22 protein-coding genes are annotated in these 21,470 nt (G+C 51.6%); 20 read left to right on the forward strand and 2 right to left on the reverse strand.

The window, feature by feature from the left end; all coding sequences use genetic code 11:
- The first annotated feature begins 168 nt into the window (after window positions 1–168).
- Complete coding sequence (locus FN001_RS03235) at window positions 169–444, forward strand: hypothetical protein (protein WP_142410767.1); 276 nt, start codon at window positions 169–171, stop codon at window positions 442–444.
- Window positions 445–620: 176 nt separating this feature from the next.
- On the opposite strand, the gene FN001_RS03240 is transcribed toward FN001_RS03235, so the two are convergent.
- Window positions 621–1,148, reverse strand: a complete 528-nt coding sequence (locus FN001_RS03240) for an ECF transporter S component (protein WP_015553929.1) — start codon at window positions 1,146–1,148, stop codon at window positions 621–623.
- 295 nt (window positions 1,149–1,443) lie between these two features.
- Window positions 1,444–2,202 carry an amidohydrolase family protein gene (locus tag FN001_RS03245; protein ID WP_142410768.1) on the reverse strand — a complete coding sequence of 253 codons (759 nt, stop codon included), beginning with the start codon at window positions 2,200–2,202 and terminating at the stop codon, window positions 1,444–1,446.
- 419 nt (window positions 2,203–2,621) lie between these two features.
- On the opposite strand from FN001_RS03245, the gene FN001_RS03250 reads away from it, so the two are divergent.
- The 19 genes from FN001_RS03250 to FN001_RS03340 all read left to right on the forward strand — a co-directional run bounded on the left by FN001_RS03250 (window position 2,622) and on the right by FN001_RS03340 (window position 21,464).
- Window positions 2,622–3,587: a beta-ketoacyl-ACP synthase III gene (locus FN001_RS03250; protein WP_486463470.1), complete on the forward strand. Its 966-nt coding sequence runs from the start codon at window positions 2,622–2,624 to the stop codon at window positions 3,585–3,587.
- A gap of 126 nt (window positions 3,588–3,713) precedes the next feature.
- The gene (gene acpP, locus FN001_RS03255; protein ID WP_117469940.1) at window positions 3,714–3,947 is read left to right on the forward strand and encodes an acyl carrier protein; all 234 of its coding nucleotides are present in this window, start codon (window positions 3,714–3,716) and stop codon (window positions 3,945–3,947) included.
- Window positions 3,948–4,038: 91 nt separating this feature from the next.
- The gene (fabK, locus tag FN001_RS03260; RefSeq protein WP_279230951.1) at window positions 4,039–5,079 is read left to right on the forward strand and encodes an enoyl-[acyl-carrier-protein] reductase FabK; all 1,041 of its coding nucleotides are present in this window, start codon (window positions 4,039–4,041) and stop codon (window positions 5,077–5,079) included.
- An 8-nt stretch (window positions 5,080–5,087) separates the two neighbouring features.
- Window positions 5,088–5,996, forward strand: a complete 909-nt coding sequence (gene fabD / locus FN001_RS03265; protein WP_142410769.1) for an ACP S-malonyltransferase — start codon at window positions 5,088–5,090, stop codon at window positions 5,994–5,996.
- Between the two features lie 201 nt (window positions 5,997–6,197).
- Window positions 6,198–6,941 carry a 3-oxoacyl-[acyl-carrier-protein] reductase gene (fabG, locus tag FN001_RS03270; RefSeq protein ID WP_142410770.1) on the forward strand — a complete coding sequence of 248 codons (744 nt, stop codon included), beginning with the start codon at window positions 6,198–6,200 and terminating at the stop codon, window positions 6,939–6,941.
- A gap of 113 nt (window positions 6,942–7,054) precedes the next feature.
- Window positions 7,055–8,290 carry a beta-ketoacyl-ACP synthase II gene (gene fabF / locus FN001_RS03275; RefSeq protein ID WP_142410771.1) on the forward strand — a complete coding sequence of 412 codons (1,236 nt, stop codon included), beginning with the start codon at window positions 7,055–7,057 and terminating at the stop codon, window positions 8,288–8,290.
- Window positions 8,291–8,301: 11 nt separating this feature from the next.
- Entirely contained in the window at window positions 8,302–8,778 is a 477-nt protein-coding gene (accB, locus tag FN001_RS03280) for an acetyl-CoA carboxylase biotin carboxyl carrier protein (protein WP_142410772.1), read from the forward strand.
- Window positions 8,779–8,852: 74 nt separating this feature from the next.
- Window positions 8,853–9,275 (forward strand): 3-hydroxyacyl-ACP dehydratase FabZ, encoded by a 423-nt coding sequence (fabZ, locus tag FN001_RS03285; protein WP_015553938.1) that lies wholly within the window; start codon window positions 8,853–8,855, stop codon window positions 9,273–9,275.
- A gap of 13 nt (window positions 9,276–9,288) precedes the next feature.
- The gene (locus FN001_RS03290) at window positions 9,289–10,644 is read left to right on the forward strand and encodes an acetyl-CoA carboxylase biotin carboxylase subunit (RefSeq protein WP_142410773.1); all 1,356 of its coding nucleotides are present in this window, start codon (window positions 9,289–9,291) and stop codon (window positions 10,642–10,644) included.
- 79 nt (window positions 10,645–10,723) lie between these two features.
- The gene (locus tag FN001_RS03295; protein WP_142410774.1) at window positions 10,724–12,499 is read left to right on the forward strand and encodes an acetyl-CoA carboxylase carboxyltransferase subunit alpha; all 1,776 of its coding nucleotides are present in this window, start codon (window positions 10,724–10,726) and stop codon (window positions 12,497–12,499) included.
- 8 nt (window positions 12,500–12,507) lie between these two features.
- On the forward strand, window positions 12,508–13,647 hold the full coding sequence (locus FN001_RS03300; protein WP_142410775.1) for an NAD(P)H-dependent flavin oxidoreductase: 1,140 nt from the start codon (window positions 12,508–12,510) through the stop codon (window positions 13,645–13,647).
- Window positions 13,648–13,802: 155 nt separating this feature from the next.
- Entirely contained in the window at window positions 13,803–14,519 is a 717-nt protein-coding gene (locus FN001_RS03305; protein WP_142410776.1) for a nucleoside recognition protein, read from the forward strand.
- Between the two features lie 278 nt (window positions 14,520–14,797).
- Window positions 14,798–16,459: an ABC transporter substrate-binding protein gene (locus FN001_RS03310; protein ID WP_142410777.1), complete on the forward strand. Its 1,662-nt coding sequence runs from the start codon at window positions 14,798–14,800 to the stop codon at window positions 16,457–16,459.
- A gap of 47 nt (window positions 16,460–16,506) precedes the next feature.
- Window positions 16,507–17,448, forward strand: coding sequence for an ABC transporter permease (locus tag FN001_RS03315; RefSeq protein WP_243121927.1), 942 nt, complete (start codon window positions 16,507–16,509; stop codon window positions 17,446–17,448).
- Window positions 17,445–18,266, forward strand: a complete 822-nt coding sequence (locus FN001_RS03320; RefSeq protein ID WP_142410779.1) for an ABC transporter permease — start codon at window positions 17,445–17,447, stop codon at window positions 18,264–18,266. The genes FN001_RS03315 and FN001_RS03320 overlap by 4 nt, the downstream gene beginning before the upstream one ends.
- A gap of 12 nt (window positions 18,267–18,278) precedes the next feature.
- Entirely contained in the window at window positions 18,279–19,118 is an 840-nt protein-coding gene (locus FN001_RS03325) for an ATP-binding cassette domain-containing protein (RefSeq protein ID WP_118321829.1), read from the forward strand.
- Entirely contained in the window at window positions 19,115–19,753 is a 639-nt protein-coding gene (locus FN001_RS03330; RefSeq protein ID WP_118651121.1) for an ABC transporter ATP-binding protein, read from the forward strand. Before FN001_RS03325 ends, FN001_RS03330 begins: the two co-directional genes overlap by 4 nt.
- A 164-nt stretch (window positions 19,754–19,917) precedes the next feature.
- Window positions 19,918–20,388, forward strand: coding sequence for a prepilin peptidase (locus FN001_RS03335; RefSeq protein WP_185911825.1), 471 nt, complete (start codon window positions 19,918–19,920; stop codon window positions 20,386–20,388).
- Between the two features lie 32 nt (window positions 20,389–20,420).
- A complete protein-coding gene (locus FN001_RS03340) occupies window positions 20,421–21,464 on the forward strand; it encodes a type II secretion system F family protein (protein ID WP_142410781.1) in 1,044 nt (347 codons plus the stop codon).
- Window positions 21,465–21,470: the final 6 nt, after the last annotated feature.

Genomic DNA, 21,470 nt, shown 5'->3' on the forward strand with positions numbered 1-21,470 from the left:
GGGTGGTACGTCTTCTTTTTTGCGAAAAATTACAGACAAATAACAAAAAAATAACAAATGCCTTAACAATACGATAAGAAGATAAATATTGATTGAAAATAGTGGGAGGAATGATATAATTCAAGTAGATGAAACGGAAACAATCAGCATAGCGGGGGGGCGATCTATATGAAGAAAAAAATGTGGTTAACATTATGTAACTTAGGCGTTTCAGTAGTGTTTTTATTATCGTTATATAGCTATACAAAGGGTATGAGAATGTTTTCGCTGGGATTAGTAATGGCACTTCTTATAGAACTAGGTGTAAGAGGGTTTATTGAGCAGAAATTTGCACAGGAGGCCGCTGAGGTAAATGGAAATAAGATTTATTATGTATCTGAAATATTAAGATATGCTTGCGCTATTATTTTGGCAATAGCAGTGTGGCGCAATGGGTTTAAATGACAGTGATTGAAAAATGGCACACCGCATTCTCATATTTCTATCATTATCTCCATCACTCCGGGCAAAAATGATGGAGATAATGATAAAATGAAGGAAATAATCGGGTACAGCACAAAAAAAGACTTCCGATACTTAGAAAAGTCGGAAGTCTTTTTTTAATAGAACAAGTCTGAATTTTACGCAAATTTTGCCTTTAATGTTCGGATCGCCGGGGACTGTACGAGGATCGTGTAGGCCACGCCGCCGAGGACGATCCCTGCGATGGTCTGCATGGACAGGGTGAACATTTCACCGAAGGCAACAACGGTGCCGTAGAGCGGGATCTTTACTAAGGTGTAGCCGATAATATGGGCGATGCCGCCGACGATGGCACCGACAAGCCAGGAATACTTAAAGTTCGGCAGAAGCTTATAGGCGATCGTTCCGGCGATGAACGCCCAGAGACCTTTTAATACCATGGTCGGGAGAACCCATACCGCGTAGCCGCCGAGAAAATCGGAGAGACCTGCGCCGATGGCACCGGCGAGGACGCCGCGTCTTGTGCCAAATAAGCAGACAGTCAGGATGATCATGCAGTCACCGAGGTGGGTGTAGCCGAAGGCGGAAGGAATTTTAAAGAAATAGGTTCCGACAAATACCAGAGCGCTCATTAAGCCAATGATGGAGATATCGAGGGTGGTGTCCTGAGATGAATGATTTTTCATGGGGATGTCCTCCTTAAATACAATATTTCAAAATTGTTCAACAAATTCAAATTATTCAAACATATAAGATAAAACAAAATTTCGTTTCGGGTAAACTTAAAATCATATAGGCAGATTCAGAACAATAAGCATAGTTCAAGAAATATGAAAACTCCTAAACGATTCGAAGTTCAAAGTTTTCAGCTTCATTTCTTAAAAACCTGCCGTAATATGTAACCGTTTTTGTAATTGTTCAGTAGGTCTTCGCATTAACTGCGCTGACCGTAAGAAAACTTAGACTAGAAGGCAAAAATCTTTATTTCAATCCCATAAATTTAGCTGCGTTATTATAGAAAATGTTCTCCAGTCCTTCATCATCCACGCCGCATGCCATGATCTTCTGGATCTCAACGGTCGGGGCATGGAACGGGGAGTCGATGCCGAACATGACTTTCTCATGGCCGACGGAGTTGTAGGCGTTGGCGATCTGGACACTCATGGAGGTTCCGGAGGTCTCAAGCCAGATATTGTCGTATTTTTTTGCCATGGTGATCGCCGCATCGACATAAACACCATGGGCATGTCCCATATGGATCATGACGATCGGGAGGTGCGGGTGGCGTTCAGCCAGAAGTCCGATCTGCCACGGAAGGGAGAAGGGCGGATGACCAGAATGGATAAATAACGGTTTTCCGTACTTTTCACAGATCTCAGCTACCGGATCCACACATGGATCATCGGCACAGTAGCCGTCAAAGAGGGACTGAAGCTTTGCACCGGCGAAGTGTTCGTCACGGATATAATGCTCTAAGGCATCGTAAGCCGGTTTTCCTTCGGCACAGTTGATCCACATGAGCGGGATGATCTTATCCGGGTGGGCCTTGAAGGCAGCAACGGTCTCTTCATTTGTGTGCGGGCCGTCGGAACAGAGGATCGTCTTTTCAATATTGAATTCTTCCATCTGTTTTAAGAGAAGGTCTGCATTAAAGTGGATATTGAACGGACTGCCGAAGGTGCCGATATGGCTGTGGGCATCGATTTTTTTAAATTTGCTGAAATCGCTTGTAATACTCATAATATCGCTCCTTTTATCTCAGTCAGATAAGACTCCCACTTTTTCTGGTGGTGAGCCATAGCAAATTGTCGGAAAAATTTCGCATGCGGTAAGGATGTGATTATCATATCTGAGATATGGCATTGTTAAAATATCCAATTTTAAATAATTTGACCAGTCCAGATGCGGCAAATACTGAGCTTAAACAGGTGAAAAGGCGGCATTCCTTCTTTGCTGCGTGGAACCACAAGGGTACGGAATGGTTGCAGGTTTACTTAAGCAGCAGGCGGTGAGAAGGAAAAACAAAAATTCACTTGACAAAACAGCAGACATCTATTACCATTAGAATCAAACATTTTGAATATCAAACTATTTGAAATTAAAAACTACTGCGGGGAATAAAATTCCTTCCGCATAAACGAAATGGCAGGATTTAGAAGATGATGACAGCCAGAATTGCTGGAATCGGCGCGTATGTGCCGGAGAATATTATTACGAACGACGATCTGGCGAAGATCGTGGACACGAATGACGAGTGGATCCGGACACGGACCGGGATTCGGGAACGCCGGATCTCCTCCGGAGAGGGAACGCGCCATCTGGCGGCGAAGGCGGCTGAGCGGGCGCTTGCGGCAGCGGGAGTTGCCCCGGAAGAGCTGGATATCATCATTCTCGGGACTTCGTCCCCGGACCGGAATTATCCCAGCGATGCCTGCAGTGTTCAGGCGGCCATCGGGGCAGTGAATGCAGTTGCCTTCGATATCTCGGCGGCATGCGCGGGATTTATTTTCGCCATGAATATCGTGGAAGGATTTTTTAAAGCCGGAATTTACAAGACGGCGCTGATCATCGGGGCGGAAACCCTCAGCAAGGTGACAGACTGGAGTGACCGCGGCACCTGCGTCCTCTTCGGGGACGGAGCCGGGGCAGCCGTTTTAAAAGCGGAAGAGACCGGAATCATCGACATGATGATGGGGGCGGACGGAACGAAGGGCGATGTCCTCGCCTGCACGTCCAGAACCGTCGGAAACTTCCTCACGGGAACAAAGCCGGAGCTCGGGTTCATGACCATGGACGGACAGGAGGTCTTCAAGTTCGCGGTGCGGAAGGTGCCGGAGAGCGTCCTGGAGCTTCTTAACCGGACAGGGACAAAAAAGGAAGACATTAAATATTATGTCCTCCACCAGGCGAACGAGCGGATCATCGAGGCAGCGGCCAGACGTCTGAAGGAGCCGATGGAGAAATTCCCGATGACTATCGACCAGTTTGGAAATACATCCACGGCGTCGATCCCGTTGCTGTTAAATGACATGATCCAGAAGGACATGCTGAAGCGGGGCGACAAGATCATCATGTCAGGCTTTGGAGCAGGAATGACATGGGGCGCGGTTCTCATGGAGTGGTAGAGAGCTGCTGCAGCTGAAAAGCAAAAAGTTATGATTTGCGCATATTGCAAAAAGTAACTCAAAAAAATAAAAAATCACAAAAATATATAAAACAAAAAAATAAGAACATTTAAAGGAGATCAAACCATGTTAGAGAAGATGAAAGAAATTATCGCAGAGCAGTTAAGCACAGACGCAGACGGCATCACAGAGGCAACTTCCTTCAAGGATGACCTTGGCGCAGACTCCCTCGACTTATTCGAGCTTGTTATGGCTCTTGAGGATGAGTATTCCGTAGAGATTCCGGCTGAGGACCTTCAGAACCTTGCTACTGTCGGCGATGTTATGAAGTACTTAAAAGACAAGGGCGTTGAGGAATAATCAAATCAAATAAACCAAAGTTAAAACGCGTCTCTGACGCGTTTTACTGGTATTGAGATAAGAAAGCGTTCAGCAAGACTGCACAGGCAGAATGCTGAAATATTGTAATAAAGATTCAGCGGAAAGCGCAGTTCCTGTGCAGACCGCAGACTCCGGGCAATACCCGACAGATAGATTTCAGGAAGTGAGAGCAATAAAAATGAAGACAAGAATTACAGAAATGCTGGGAATCGAATATCCGATCATTCAGGGCGGTATGGCCTGGGTCGCTGAACATCATCTTGCTGCCGCTGTTTCTGAGGCAGGAGGTCTTGGCCTCATCGGCGGTGCAAATGCACCGGGGGAGGTTGTCCGTGAAGAGATCCGTAAGGCGAAAGCACTGACAAAGAAGCCGTTCGGCGTCAATGTGATGCTAATGAGCCCATATGCGGATGATGTGGCGAAGGTGGTTGTTGAAGAGGGCGTGAAGGTCGTTACGACAGGAGCCGGAAATCCTGCAAAGTACATGAAGATGTGGAAGGAAGCAGGGATCATCGTAATCCCGGTCGTTGCTTCTGTGGCTCTTGCGAAGCTTATGGAGCGCGGCGGCGCTGATGCTGTCGTTGCAGAGGGAACCGAATCCGGCGGACATATCGGTGAGGCGACCACCATGACTCTCGTTCCGCAGGTTGTTGACGCGGTATCTATCCCGGTCATCGCGGCAGGCGGCATCGGCGATGGAAGAGGAATAGCGGCGGCCTTCATGCTGGGCGCTGAGGCAGTCCAGATGGGAACAAGATTTGTTGTCGCAAAGGAATCCATCGTTCATGAAAATTATAAGCAGAGAATTATTAAGGCAAAAGATATCGATTCTGCGGTAACAGGAAGAACCCACGGACATCCGGTCCGCTGTCTGAGAAACCAGATGACGAGAGAGTACAACCGTCTTGAGGCAGAAGGAAAATCCTTTGAGGAGCTTGAGTATCTGACACTTGGAACCCTCAGAAAAGCCGTTCAGGAAGGCGATACCACAAACGGAACCGTCATGGCAGGTCAGATCGCAGGTCTTGTAACGAAAGAGCAGACATGTAAGGAAATGATCGATGAGATGATGGAACAGGCAGATAAGCTGCTTGGCGGATGTCAGAAATAAGGAGAATCATGGGAAAGACAGCATTTATTTTTCCGGGCCAGGGCGCGCAGGTATGCGGCATGGGCCAGGATTTTTATGAAAATTCGGAGACGGCAAAGGCAGTATTTGACCGTGCGACGGAGCTTTTAGGCTTTTCCGTTCCGGAGTTATGTTTTGAGAAAAATGACCGTCTGGACATCACGGAGTATACGCAGGCGGCAATGGTGACCACGAGCGTTGCCATGATGAAGGTTATGGAGGAGCGGGGCATCCATGCGGATGTGGCTGCTGGCTTAAGCCTTGGCGAGTACTGCGCACTGGTGGCAGCAGGCGTTATGACGGCGGATGACGCGATCCGTACGGTCCGGGAGAGAGGAATCCTCATGCAGGAGGCAGTTCCGGCGGGAGTCGGCGGAATGAGTGCTGTCCTCGGCATGACGGCAGATGAGATCAATGCCGTTGTGGACGATATCCCGAATGTGCAGGTCGCAAACTACAACTGCCCGGGTCAGATCGTGATTTCCGGTCTCAAGGAGGCGGTGGAGATTGCGGCGGTGAAGTTAAAAGAGGCGGGCGCAAGACGCGTGATCCCGCTCAATGTAAGCGGTCCGTTCCACTCCTATCTTTTAGAGGAAGCCGGAGAGAAGCTTGGAAAATTCCTGGAAAATATTCCGGTATCTGAGCCGGTGATCCCGTATGTGGCGAACGTGACAGCCGCTTATGTGACAAAGGCGGAGGATGTAAAGCCGCTTTTGACACGTCAGGTATCTTCTTCTGTCAGATGGCAGCAGAGCGTGGAGACTATGCTGGCGGACGGTGTTGACCGGTTTATCGAGATCGGACCGGGAAAGACGTTAGCCGGATTTATCAGAAAGATCAACCGGGAGGCAACGGTCATCAATATTGAGAAATTTGAGGATCTGGAGAAGCTGAACTGAGTAATTGAAAGAGAAAATTGTTCAAAAAATATGCACAATAATAAGTTTTAAGTGTTGAGGAAATGTCTTGAGGCATAACATAATTCAAAAATTGAATTAATTTGCACGAAAGAAAAGACAAAAAGAACAATTTAAGATTGGTAAATAATGTCGTCAGAGACAAAAACCTGGCGGCTGACTGATAGAAACACGGAGGGAAACATGAATTTAACAGGGAAGGTTACTCTTGTGACAGGCGCAAGCCGCGGAATCGGCCGTCAGATCGCTCTGACACTGGCTGGATACGGCGCGACCGTCATCGTCAACTATAACGGTTCCGCAGCAAAAGCGGAGGAAGTCGTAAATGAGATCACCGCAAACGGCGGAATGGCGGAGAGCATGCAGTGCAGCATCAGTGATTTTGAAAAATCCAAAGAAATGATCGATGGGATCGTAAAAAAATACGGTCGTCTCGACATTCTGGTGAATAATGCCGGAATCACGAAAGACAACCTGATCATGAAGATGTCCGAGGACGATTTTGACGCAGTTATTGCCACAAACTTAAAGGGCGCATTCAACTGCATCAAGCATGTCTCCCGCCAGATGTTAAAGCAGAGAGGCGGACGGATCATCAACATCTCCTCCGTTTCCGGAGTGATGGGAAATGCAGGCCAGGCAAACTACTGCGCATCTAAGGCCGGCATCATCGGACTCACGAAATCCGTTGCGAGAGAGCTTGGAAGCCGCGGAATCACATCGAACGCAGTCGCACCGGGATTTATCCGTACAGAGATGACGGATGTGCTGCCGGAGGACGTAAAGAAAGCCATGGGCGAGCAGATTCCGTTAAAGCGTTTCGGTGAGACAAAGGACATTGCGGAGGCAGTCGCATTTCTCGCTTCCGATGAGGCAGCTTATATTACCGGCCAGGTTCTTCATGTGGACGGCGGCATGGCGATGTAAAAGACAGTTGGAAAAAGCGCCTGTTCCGGCCACACAGCCGGACAGCGGATGTTTCGGTTATCATCTGCGCGGGGCGTGGATGATAGCATAATTAGAACAGGAGAACGAAAAGCATGAGAAGAGTTGTAGTAACAGGAATGGGCGCGATCACCCCGATCGGAAACGATGTTGAGACATTTTGGAACGGATTAAAAGAGAAGAAACTCGGATTTGGACCGATCACCTATTTTGACACGACCGATTATAAAGCAAAGCTCGCGGCAGAGGTCAAGGACTTCGAGCCGAAGGACTATATGGATCCGAAGGCGGCAAGGAGAATGGAGCGCTTCGCACAGTTTGCGGTAGCGGCAGCCCGCCAGGCGCTGGAGGATTCTTCCCTCGACATGACAAAGGAAGATCCGTTCCGTGTCGGTGTCTGCGTGAGCTCCGGTATCGGAAGCTTACAGATCATCGAGAAGGAATATAAGAAGCTTCTGGAAAAAGGACCGAACCGCGTAAACCCGCTTCTGGTGCCGCTCATGATCAGCAATATGGCAGCAGGAAACGTGTCCATCCAGTTTGGCTTAAAGGGAAAGAACATCAACGTCGTGACAGCGTGCGCATCCGGTACGAACTCCATCGGTGAGGCGATGCGTGCGATCCAGCACGGCGAGGCGGAGGTCATGGTCGCAGGCGGAACTGAGAGCTGCATCACACCGTTAGGCGTTGCGGGATTCTCCGGACTTACCGCTCTTTCCACCTCTGAGGATCCGGAGCGCGCCTCCATTCCGTTCGATCTTGAGAGAAACGGTTTCGTCATGGGCGAGGGCGCAGGTGTCGTTGTCTTAGAGGAATTAGAACATGCAAAAACCCGCGGAGCGAAGATCTACGCGGAGTTAGCCGGATACGGAGCGACAGGCGATGCTTATCACATTACTTCTCCGGCGGAGGACGGAAGCGGTGCCGCAAAGGCAATGGAATACGCAATTGCTGACGCGGGAATGAAGCCGGAGGACATCGATTACATCAATGCCCACGGAACAGCGACCCACCACAACGATTTATTCGAGACAAAGGCCATCAAGCTTGCGCTTGGCGATCATGCATATAAAGTAAAGATCAACTCCACAAAATCCATGATCGGCCACCTCTTAGGCGCTGCCGGCGGCGTTGAGTTCATCGACTGTGTAAAATCCATCCAGGACGGCTTCGTTCATGCCACAGCAGGCTTAAAAGTGGACGATCCGGAATGCGATCTTGACTACACAAAGGGCGACGGCGTTTCCATGGAAGTAAAGACAGTTTTGACGAACTCTCTGGGATTCGGCGGACACAATGCGTGCCTGCTTGTCAGAAGGTTTGAGGAGTAAGGAGAACGGCGATGGAAGTAAAAGAGATCATTGAATTAATGAAGGCAATGTCAGAGAACGGCATGACCGGCTTCGAGCTTGAGGAAGGCGACTGGAAACTGAGCATGAAGCGGGAAAAGAAAATCGTTGCGGCGGCGCAGACACCGGTCGTTATGCAGGTCCCGGGACAGGGTTCCATGATCCAGACCGCGGATATGACCGCTATGGAGCAGGTCTCCGGTGAAAATGCGGAAAAGAAAATTTCCGGAATCTCCGAGAAAGTGATCACCTGTCCGCTTGTGGGTACGTTCTATTCCTCCCCGGCACCGGACGCAGAGGACTATGTAAAAGTCGGAGATACCGTGAAAAAAGGTCAGGTCATCGGAATTGTGGAAGCCATGAAGCTGATGAATGAGATCGAGAGCGAGTATGACGGAATCGTGGAGGAGATCCTTGTGAAGAACGAGGAGACGGTTGAGTATGGTCAGCCGTTATTCCGGATTCGTTAATTAATAAAGATAACCGTTTGGCGGCCCGCGCATTGCCGCGCGGGCTGTGAAAGATTGGATAGAGGATAAAAATCATGTTAGGAATCAAAGAAATTCAGGAAATTATTCCCCACAGACATCCGTTTCTTCTCGTGGATTGTGTGGAGGAGCTGGAGCCGGGCGTGAGAGCCGTCGGATATAAATCTGTGACATACAATGAGCCGTATTTCGCGGGCCATTTTCCGCAGGAGCCGGTAATGCCGGGCGTCCTGATCGTTGAGGCGTTGGCACAGACAGGCGCTGTCGCGATCTTAAGCGTTGAGGAAAACAAAGGAAAGACTGCGTATTTCGGCGCAATGAATAATGTAAAGTTTAAGAAGAAAGTAGTTCCGGGCGACAAGCTCCGTCTGGAATGCGAGATCATCAAGCAGAAAGGACCGGTCGGTGTTGGAAAGGCGGTCGCTACCGTGGACGGCAAAGTCGCGGTATCTGCGGAACTCACATTTATGATCGGTTAGGACTGGTGAAGAGATGTTTCAGAAGATTTTAATCGCAAACCGCGGCGAGATCGCCGTTCGGATCATCCGGGCATGCCGGGAGATGGGGATCAAGACGGTTGCCGTCTACTCCGAGGCAGACCGGGACGCACTGCACACACTTCTTGCGGACGAGGCGATCTGTATCGGACCGGCGCCGTCCACGGAGAGCTATCTCGATATGGAGCGGATCTTAACCGCATGCGTTGTCATGAAGGCAGATGCTATCCATCCGGGCTTCGGATTTTTGTCCGAGAATGCCCGCTTCGCGGAGCTCTGTGAAAAGTGCAATATCCGCTTTATCGGACCGTCAGCTGAGATCATTAACAAGATGGGAAATAAGTCCGAGGCAAGAAAAACTATGATGGCGGCGGGCGTTCCTGTGGTTCCGGGAAGCAAAGAGCCGGTCTACACTGTGGAGGAAGGCCTTAAGACCGCGAAAGAGGCCGGCTTTCCGGTGATGATCAAGGCGTCCAGCGGCGGCGGCGGAAAGGGAATGCGCGTTTCGAGGTCGGAGGAAGATTTCGAGGCGAACTTCTTAAATGCCCAGATGGAATCCGTCAAGGGATTTTCCGATAATACCATGTATATCGAGCGGTTTGTGGAGAATCCGCGCCACATCGAGTTCCAGATCTTAGGCGACCGTTACGGAAATGTGGTCCATCTCGGTGAGCGCGACTGCTCGATCCAGAGGAGACACCAGAAGGTTCTTGAGGAATCCCCGTCAGCGGCGATCTCCGGGGAGCTTCGGAAAAAGATGGGTGAGACGGCAGTCCGCGCGGCAAAGGCGGTCGGATATGAGAATGCGGGAACCATCGAGTTCCTTTTAGATAAAGATAAAAATTTCTATTTTATGGAAATGAATACGAGGATCCAGGTGGAGCATCCGGTGACGGAGGCTGTCACGGACATGGACCTCATCAAAGAGCAGATCCAGATCGCGGCGGGGGAACCGCTCTCCGTGAGCCAGGAGGACATTAAGATCTCCGGCCATGCTATCGAATGCAGGATCAACGCGGAGAATCCGGAGAAGAACTTTATGCCATGCCCGGGCATGATCACAGATATCCATCTCCCGGGTGGCCGGGGAGTCCGTGTGGACACGGCGGTCTACAACAATTACCGGATCCCGCCGAACTATGATTCCATGATCTTAAAGCTGATCGTGCGGGACAAGGACCGGGAGTCCGCCATCGCGAAGATGCGCAGCGCCCTCGGGGAGCTTGTCATCGAGGGAATCAATACGAATCTGGATTTCCAGTATGATATTTTAAGCGATCCGGATTTTCAGTCGGGAAATGTGGATACAAACTTCATTCCGTCGCATTTTCCGGAGTATACCAAAGAATAGATGATACCAGTTCAGCCGTGTCTAACTATGTGCATGGCTGAACGTAATGTTTTCACAGTCTTGAAAGGAGCTTTTATATATGCTAAGGGATATGTTTAAAAAAACATATACGAAGATCGATATGAAATACCGTGCGGGAGAAAAGGAATCTGCCAGAACGGCAGAGGAGGACGCGCCGGTGATTCCTGCCGGGCTGTGGAAAAAGTGCAATAAATGCGGAAAGCCGATCTACACAGATGACGTGAGGGCAAATTTCTATATCTGTCCGAAATGCGGCGGATATTTCCGTGTTCATGCGTACCGCAGGATCGAGATGATCGCTGACGAGGGAAGCTTTGAGGAGTGGGACAAGGAGATGGAAGTCTCCAACCCGTTAAATTTCCCGGGATACGAGAAGAAACTTGCGGCGGCAAGAGAAAAATCGAGACTCAACGAGGCGATCGTCACCGGAAAATGCCGGATCCACGGGGAAGAGACGGTTGTCGGCGTCTGCGATGCGAGATTTTTAATGAGCAGCATGGGTCACAATGTAGGAGAAAAGATCACACGGGCGGTCGAGCGCGCCACAGCGGAAAAACTTCCGGTGATCCTCTTCGCCTGCTCCGGCGGCGCGAGAATGCAGGAAGGCATGGTCTCCCTGATGCAGATGGCAAAGACGTCCGCTGCGTTAAAGAGACATCATGAGGCCGGACAGCTCTATGTGAGTGTTCTGACTGATCCGACGACGGGCGGCGTGACGGCAAGTTTCGCGATGCTCGGAGATATCATCCTTGCGGAGCCGGGGGCACTCATCGGATTTGCCGGACCGCGTGTCATCGAGCAGACGATCGGGCAGAAGCTCCCGGAAGGTTTCCAGAGAGCCGAGTTCCTCGTAGAGCACGGTTTTGTCGATAAGATCGTAAAGCGTGAGGAATTAAAGGAAACGCTGGCGATGATCTTAAAGCTTCATAAAAAGCCGGAGAGCGGATGTCTGGCGGCCTGGGAGAGAGAACATTCCGGGGAAGGTGCTTCAGAGGAGAACCGGTCCCGTGGAAAGAAAGTCCGCCATGCATCGGAAAAAGCCGCCGGAATGATCCGCAGCGCGTGGGATTCCGTCCTGCTTTCCAGAAAGTCGGATCGCCCGGTAGCGACCGACTATATCCATGCGATCTTTGATGACTTTATGGAGTTTCACGGAGACCGCTACTGCAAGGACGACGGCGCCATTGTCGGCGGGATCGCGTCCTTCCACGGAATGCCTGTGACAGTGATCGGCCAGGAAAAAGGAAAGAATACAAAAGAAAACATTAAGCGCAATTTCGGCATGCCGTCCCCGGACGGATACCGGAAAGCGCTCCGTCTCATGAAACAGGCGGAGACCTTCGGACGTCCGGTGGTATGCTTTGTGGATACACCAGGGGCGTTCTGCGGTCTGGAAGCCGAGGAGCGCGGACAGGGCGAGGCGATCGCGAGAAACCTCTTTGAGATGTCCGATCTCACCGTTCCGGTCCTCTCGATCGTGATCGGGGAAGGCGGAAGCGGCGGAGCACTCGCCATGGCGATTGCTAATGAGGTCTGGATGATGGAAAATGCAGTCTATTCCGTCCTTTCCCCGGAAGGTTTCGCTTCGATCCTCTGGAAAGACAGCAAACGCGCCGATGAGGCGGCACGAGTCATGAAGATGACTGCAAAAGAATTAAAAGAACTTGGAATCATTGAACGGGTGATCCCGGAGCCGGAACCGGCAGACCCGGAAACACTTCCGGAGATCGCAAAGACTATGGAAGATGCCATGGAGGAATTCTTTGAGACATGGACACCGCTCGGCGGGAAGACGTTAGCAGAACGCCGTTACGAGAGATTCCGGAAGTTCTAGGAGGCAGAATGGAGAAAACAAACATCCTGAAACCATTAAAAATAGGAAACCTTGTGGCGAAGCGCCCGGTGATCCAGGGAGGAATGGGAGTCGGCATCAGTCTTTCTTCGCTCGCCGGAGCCGTTGCAAAAGCGGGCGGCATCGGGATCATTTCCACAGCGCAGATCGGATTTAAGGATCATGACTTCGGAAAAAATCCGATGGCAGCGAACTTGAGAGCGATCCATTCAGAGCTTAAAAAAGCCAGAGAGAAAGCGCCGCAGGGCATTCTCGGCTTTAATATCATGGTCGCGACAAAAGAGTACGCATCCTATGTAAAAGAGGCCGTAAAGGCCGGAGCGGACGTGATCATCTCAGGAGCCGGTCTCCCGATCGACATGCCGAAATTTGTCGCGGAGGCGGAGAGCGAAGCGGACGGCGGAGAAAAAAAAGAGCGCCGCACGATGATCGCGCCGATCGTTTCTTCTGTGAAATCGGCACTTGTCATCTGCCGGATGTGGGACAGAAAGTACCATACGGCACCGGATTTCATCGTGGTGGAAGGTCCCTGCGCGGGCGGTCACCTTGGATTTTCCAGGGAACAGCTTACGGAGCTTGGAGCCGATACGGATCATGTGGCGGAGACATATGATGAGCCGGCATACGACAAGGAGGTCCGCGGGATCATCGAGACGGTGAAAAGCTTTGCCGAGAAGTATAAAAAGCATATCCCGGTCATCACGGCGGGCGGAATTTTCGACTATAAGGACGTTCTGCATCAGTTTGAACTTGGAGCAGAAGGAGTCCAGGCGGCGACGAGATTTGTGACCACCGAGGAATGTGACGCGGATATCGCTTACAAAGAGGCATACATTAACGCGAAAGAGGAAGACATCGTGATCGTGAAGAGTCCGGTCGGAATGCCGGGGCGTGCGATCAAAAACAAGTTCTTAGAGCGTGTCGCGAAAGGCCCGGTCAAGGTCGAGCACTGTTTCAGGTGCCTGGAGCACTGTGATCCGGCGACAACGCCGTACTGCATCACGAAGGCGCTTATCAATGCCGCGGAAGGAAAGATCGATGACGCGCTGCTGTTCTGCGGGAGCAACGCGTACCGCTGCGAGAAGATCGAGACGGTGCCGGAAGTCATGGAGGCGCTGTGCGGAGAATAGCTCATAATCCACAAAGTATTGTAAAGTTGCGGAGATTCATAGATCCTGCATTTCTGTCATAGAATGAAGAAACTCAGGTGATAACCCGATGGATCCGGTCTTTTACCGGATTTTCGGGGATTTCACCTCTTCAGACAGAAATGCGGGATCTTTTTATGTTAAATGCGCTGTGGGCTGGGATGATGGCCGCCGGGATCTTCTGGGCGGCGTTTCATGGAAATATGGGGGAAGTAACGAACGGGCTGCTGGACTCGGCGAAAGAGGCGGTGACTCTGGGAGTCACCATGCTCGGGATCATGTCGTTCTGGTGCGGGATCTTAAAGATCGGGGAGCGAGCCGGTCTCATTGAGGCGCTCACGAAAAAAATGCGCCCGGTGATCAGATTCCTCTTCCCAAATCTCCCCGACGGACATCCGGCAGGGCAGTATATCGCGACAAATATGATCGCAAATATGCTGGGACTCGGCTGGGCGGCAACCCCGGCGGGATTGAAGGCGATGGAGGAGCTGGGAAAGCTGGAGGATGAGAGAAGAGGCGGGATTTGCCGGAGAGAGGACCGGGAAGAAGATTGCGGAATATCCGGGGAGCGGAGACGGTCATACGGGGAGACTCCGGATAAGCCGAAGTCAAAAGAAAAACTGTACAGATGGAAGCGCCCGGCCGGGACCGCCAGCAACGAGATGTGTACATTTCTGATCATCAACATCTCGTCTCTGCAGCTGATCCCCATCAACATGATCGCCTACCGCAGCCAGTACGGCAGCGTCGATCCGGCAGCGATCGCGGGACCGGCGCTGCTCGCGACGATCGCGAGTACGGCGGCGGGGGTGGTGTTCTGCAAAGTCATGGACAGGAAAAACATTGATTTTTGAAAAAAAGTTTACTATAATGTTACTATTATGCGGCTGAAGCCCATACTCGGAAAAGAGCCCGCCCAAGGCGGTTTGCAAACAGAACACGATAAAAATATTCGTATCTGTACGTCATCAGAGCGAGATGACATACAGATCATAAAAAGAATCGATAAAACAATACCAGGAAGGTTGACGCATACAGAATGTATGCTTCTTTCTGGTATTTTTTTGCACTCGTGTCTGGAGTAAAAGTGTGTTATTGCACATGGTTTCAGGACAGAAAAGGGGATAAATTCATGAAAAAACGAACAATAAAAACAATACTGGCAGCTCTGACGGCAGCCGCCATGGTATGTTCCATGGCCGGCTGTTCCGGAAAGGACGCGGGGACAGCGGAAAGCTCCGCATCCGGCTCCTCCGCTGCTGCGGAGAACACAGGCGCGGCAGCAGAAAACGGGAAAGACTCCGTCATCGTTGTCATGGGACCGTCCTCTGAGCCGGAGGCAGGATTTGATCCGGCTTACGGCTGGGGAGCTGGAGAACATGTCCATGAGCCGCTGATCCAGAGCACGCTGACCGTCACAAAGGCAGATATGACGATCGGTTATGATCTGGCGACCGATATGAATGTCAGTGATGACGGGATGACATGGACCGTGACGATCCGCGATGACGTAAAGTTTACCGATGGGGAGAAACTCACGGCGGAGGACGTGGCGTTCACTTACAATACACTGCGGGACAACAGCTCGGTCAATGACTTTACGATGTTAAAAGAGGCGAGAGCGCTGGATGATACCACGGTCGAGTTTGATATGAACCGTCCGTATTCGATCTGGCCGTACACGATGGCGATCACGGGGATTGTCCCGGAACACGCTTATGGTCCGGACTATGGAACGAACCCGATCGGTTCCGGCCGCTATATCATGAAACAGTGGGACAAAGGGCAGCAGGTGATCTTTGAGGCAAACCCGGATTATTATGGGGATGCGCCGAAAATGAAGACCGTGACGGTCTTATTTATGGATGAGGACGCAGCGTATGCGGCGGCTCTTTCCGGACAGGTGGATCTTGCTTACACATCGGCGGCATACTCTGACCAGACGGTCGATGGATTTTCCCTTTTTGACTGCAAGACGGTCGATAACCGCGGCTTCAACCTTCCGGTGATCCCGGCGGGGGAGACCGATGAGAACGGCGTGGCGCTTGGAAACGATTTTACAAGTGATGTAAGTGTGCGCCGCGCGATCAACCTTGCGATCAATCGGGAAGAGATGATCGACCACGTATTAAACGGGTACGGGACAGTGGCATACAGCGTCTGCGACCAGATGCCGTGGTATAACCCGGCGGCGGAGACGGATTATGATCCGGATATGGCGAAGGCGATCCTGAAAGAGGATGGCTGGGAAGCCGGAGAAGACGGGATCCTCACAAAAGACGGAGTCCGCGCCGAGTTCACCCTGATGTATCCAACCGGTGATTCTGTCCGCCAGGCACTTGCGGAGGACACGGCAAACCAGTTAAAAGCATTCGGGATCAACGTGACGACCGAGGGAGTCGGCTGGGATACCGCCTACGACCGCGCACAGTCCACTCCGCTCATGTGGGGATGGGGCGCGCACACGCCGATGGAGCTCTACAACATTTACCATACGGCTCCGGGAAAGAAATATGCGGAATATTCCCCGTATGCAAATGCGAAAGTGGACAAGTACATGGATGCCGCTCTGGCGGAGAGCGACCTTGAAAAGTCCTATGAACTCTGGAAAGATGCCCAGTGGGACGGGACGACAGGGATCACCCAGGATGGGGATCTTCCGTGGATCTGGCTTGTGAATATTGATCATTTATACTGGGTGAAGGACGGACTGCAGGTTGCGGAGCAGAAACTTCATCCGCACGGACATGGCTGGTCGATCGTAAACAACGTTGACCAGTGGACATGGAAATAAAGAGAACGGGTCTGTGGATCGGCAGACAGGCAGCGCGGATGTGTCTAATGGTACTCCTTGTGAGTATTCTGGCGTTTGGGCTCCTGGCGGCCTCTCCCATAGATCCGCTTCAGACAAACGTCGGTCAGACCGCGCTCGGCTCCATGAGTCCGGAGCAGATCGCAAGACTCAGAAGCTACTGGGGAACGGATCTTCCGCCGGTGGAGCGGTATCTGAACTGGCTGAAAGACTTCCTTCATGGAAACATGGGAACCTCGCTTCTGTACCGGAGACCGGTGGCGGAAGTCATCGGTGAGAAGGTCTTAAGCTCCGTATGGCTTTTATTTACGGCATGGCTGTTATCCGGCATTCTCGGCTTTTTCCTTGGCGTTCTCGCAGGAAAAAGGCGCGGCGGAGTCATGGACCGGATCGTGACGGGATATTCGCTGTTTGTGGCGAGTACGCCGTCGTTCTGGGTGGCCATGGTGCTGCTCATGGTATTTGCGGTGAAGCTTCACTGGTTCCCGATCGGATTCAGCGTTCCGATCGGAATGGATGCAGGGGCAATCTCCATTGCGGACAGGATCCGGCATGCGGTTCTTCCGGGTGCGGCTTTAAGCATCACGGGAATTTCATCCATCGCCCTTCATACGAGGGAAAAACTCATCGAGGTCATGGAAAGTGATTACGTTTTGTTTGCAAGAGCAAGGGGAGAGTCGGATTGGGCGATCTTAAGACGTCATGGACTCCGGAACATTCTTCTCCCGGCCATGACACTTCAGTTCTCGTCGGTGAGTGAGATCATCGGCGGCTCTGTCCTTGTGGAACAGGTATTTTCCTACCCGGGACTGGGACAGGCGGCAGTGACGGCGGGACTCGGAAGTGATGTTCCGTTACTTTTAGGGATCACAGTCGTGACGGCGGTCATCGTCGCCGCGGGAAATCTTGCGGCAAACATTTTGTACGGTGTGATCGATCCGAGGATCCGGGAGGGGGCGAAGCAGAGATGATGAAAAATCGCAGAAGAAAAAGCTTCGCACTGCTGATCCTGGCAGCTGGACTTCTGGTGCTCGTTGCGGTTCTCGGGAGCTTCTGGAAGGAAACTGCGATCCAGACTGATTTTACGCGAAAAAATCTTGCGCCTTGTATCCAGTATCCATTCGGAACAGACTGGATGGGCCGGGACATGTTTGTTCGGACGATCGCCGGACTTTCTTTAAGCATCCGGATCGGACTCCTGACGGCGGCGGTCAGCGCAGCTGCGGCATTTCTTATGGGACTCTGCGCGGCTGTGTGCGGAAAAGCGGCGGACAGCATTGTGCAGATGCTCATCGATATCGTGATGGGAATTCCACATATGCTGCTTCTGATCCTGATCTCCTTCGCCTGCGGGCGGGGATTCTGGGGTGTTGTCTGGGGGATCGCGTTCACGCACTGGGCATCGCTCGCGAGACTCATCCGCGGGGAGGTCCTGCAGCTAAAACAGAGCCAGTATGTGAAGATCGCGGAGAAGCTCGGAAAAGGAAAGTTTTATATCGCATTCTGCCATATGGCGCCGAACCTGATCCCGCAGTTTATTACGGGACTTGTCCTCCTGTTTCCGCATGCGATCCTTCATGAAGCCAGCATCACATTTTTGGGCTTTGGGCTTTCCTCGGAAAGTCCGGCGATCGGGGTGATCCTGTCGGAGAGCATGAAGTACCTTGCGATGGGAAAATGGTGGCTGGCGCTGTTTCCGGGACTTTTCCTCGTGGGAACGGTCCTGCTGTTCCATTATATCGGTCAGGCGCTGTGCAGGCTTCTGGATCCGGGCAGTGTTCATGAATAGGAGGCGGAGAAGATGAAGGATACGATTTTGGAAGTGAAGGATCTCTCCGTCACCTTTACACAGTATGACCGCGGTTTTTCGAGACGGACGCTCCATGCGGTGGAGAAGATGGACCTCTCGGTACGTGCGGGCGAGATCGTGGCGGTCGTGGGATCAAGCGGATCCGGCAAGAGTCTGTTAGCCCATGCGATCATGGGAATCCTGCCCTACAACAGCGCGATGGACGGGGAGATCCGGTTTCTTGGAACACCGCTGACGGCGGAACGGGTAAAAAAGCTCCGTGGACATGAGATCGTTTTTGTGCCCCAGAGTGTGTCATATCTTGATCCGCTCATGAAGATCGGGGATCAGATCCGGAACGGGAAAAAGGATCATTCTGTCAAGGAAAAATGTCTGGCGGTGTTAAAGCGCTATGGTCTGGCTCCGGATATCCGGGAAAAATATCCGTTTCAGCTATCCGGCGGCATGACGCGGCGCGTTCTGATCTCCACAGCGGTGATGGAAACACCGAAACTCGTCATTGCGGACGAGCCGACACCTGGACTTCACATGGAGGCGGCAACGCGCGTTATGGGGCATTTCCGGGAGATGGCGGATGACGGGGCAGGAGTTCTTCTCATCACCCACGATCTGGAGCTGGCGCTTTTGACAGCAGACCGGGTCGTCGTGCTCTATGGAGGCAGAGTCATCGAGGAGACGGACGCGGCTGCTTTTCAGAATGAGGAGAACCTGAAACATCCGTACACAAAGGCGCTGTTCCGATCCATGCCGAAGAACTGGAAAAAGGACGGAGAAAACCTCTGCGACACAGGAGAGATCCTGGAGATCATGCGAAAGGAATACGGAAGATGAAGCTGGAAGCGATCGACATTTCTTTTAAATACGGGAAAGGGAGCAGACAGATCCTGGACCATGTAAATCTTTCGGTGGAACCAGGCGAAAAGGTGGGGATCATGGCACCGAGCGGATATGGAAAGACAACGCTTTGTAAGATCCTTGCCGGGTATGAGAGACCGGATCAGGGGAAAGTCCTGGTCGATGGAATGCCGATCCTGAAGATCCGCGGTTACTGCCCGGTGCAGATGGTCTGGCAGCATCCGGAGCTCTCAGTGAATCCGAAAAGGCGCCTGAGTACGGTTCTTGCGGAAGGGGACTGGACGTTTGAGGATCCGGGCGAACGGGCGCGGATCGAGGAAGGCCTCGGGATCCGGGATGAATGGAAAGAACGGTTTCCGGTGGAGGTTTCCGGCGGGGAGCTTCAGAGGTTCTGTATCGCGAGAGCATTGGGGCGAAAGACGAAACTTCTGATCGCGGATGAGATGACGACAATGCTGGATCTGATCACGCAGGGACAGATCTGGGATTTCGTTTTGAAGGAACTGAAACGGCGGGAGATGGGAATGATCGCGGTCAGCCACTCGCCGGAGCTTCTTGAGAAGGTGTGTGACCGTGTGGTGCGGTATCCGCAGGCTGATCTTCGCGGGTGATATTTATAGCCCATATGTGGGCAATGAATTGACAAGCTTTATGAGATTCCGTAAAATGGGGACATAAAAATATGGTTTTTTGATGCGGTGCAGTGGACAACTGCGCCGTTTTGCTTTTTGACAGAAAATTTCAAAGAATATTTTTACAAACGATGGAGGAAAAGATGAGATTTTGTATGGATCTGTGCCTTGCGGTGGTCCTGATCCAGATTGCATGGACCGATATCCGCACGATGATGATACCGGACCGGGTACTGGTTCCGCTGATGATCCTGGCAGGACTTTCGGTATTTACGGAGCCGGAAATTCCATTTACTGCCCGGCTCATCGGGATCTTCTGCACAGCACTTCCCATGTACCTTGCAAATCTTTTTGTGGACGGGGCATTTGGTGGCGGTGATATCAGGCTGCTGGCAGCCGCAGGATTCTGTCTCGGATGGAAAACATGCCTGATCGGGACGATCACGGGACTTTTTCTTGGAGGACTTCAGTCAGTGGTCCTGCTGGCACTTGGAAAGGTGAGATTCGGAGAGCGGGCGAGGATCCCGTTTGCTCCGGCGCTCTGTCTGGGACTATTTGCCGCAAGACTTTTTGAGGATCAGATCGTCTCTCTGTTCTTCTGGGGAACATGGTAGGGGATCCAGAGTAATAAAAGGTGGGATATGTCATGAAAAAGCAAAAGAAACTTGGGACGGCAGGATTAGCTGATTTTTTCCGACAGTTTTCGGTCCTGGTAAGCTCGGGACTTCCGGTTGCCGGGGCACTTGAGATCATGGAAACGGATGAAACAGATCAGAGATTTTCCCGGGCATGCCGGCTTTTCAAGCAGCGGATGACCGATGGAATGGCGATCGGGGATGCCATGGAGGAGACAGGGGCATTTCCGGAGCTGGCAGTCCAGATGATCCGGTCGGCGGAGATCGGAGGTCATCTCGGGAAAACGACTATGAAGCTCTCGGAGCATTATGAAAAAGAACATCGCACGGAAGGAAAGATCCGCAGTGCTATGCTGTACCCGAAGATCCTTATCTTTATGATGATATTCCTGGTCCTGTTTGTCTTTCTAGCGATCCTTCCGACGCTGGAACCACTCCTTAAAGGTGTGAAGCTTCCGCTTCTTACGAGAACTCTGATGGAGATCAGCCATTTTCTGTATCGATACCGATATTTTCTTCCGGTAGCAGCACTGATCCTTTTCACGGTCTGGAAATTTCTGATCACGAGACCGGTGGTCAGGCTTTTGTACGACAGGATGCTGTGTGTACTGCCGGTCCTGGGAAGACAGGTGAGAACGATCTGCACGGCGAGATTCTGTGAAAATATGTCAAGTCTCTATTCCAGCGGACTGCCGATCCCATCCTGTTTAATGTATACAATCGGGACCATCGGAAACCGCTATCTGGATGGGAAACTCCGGTTGATCATGGAAGACGTGAAAAACGGAATGCTGCTCAGCGAGGCAATCCGGGCGAGCGGCAGTTTCGATAAGAAACTGGCGGCGGTGATCGTCACCGGTGAGGAAGCGGGATGCCTGGAAGATATGTTAAAAAGGCTGGCGGAAAATTATGAACATGAGGCGGATCTGGCACTCACGAAACTGATGAATCTCCTGGAACCGGCGATGATCCTGGTCATCGGCTCACTCACCGGTCTTCTGATCCTTGGGATCATGGAACCGATGTGGAACATGTATGGGAGTATTGGCAGTTGAGAGGAG

Source organism: Clostridium sp. Marseille-P7770, assembly GCF_902143525.1.
GTDB lineage: Bacteria > Bacillota > Clostridia > Lachnospirales > Lachnospiraceae > Pilosibacter.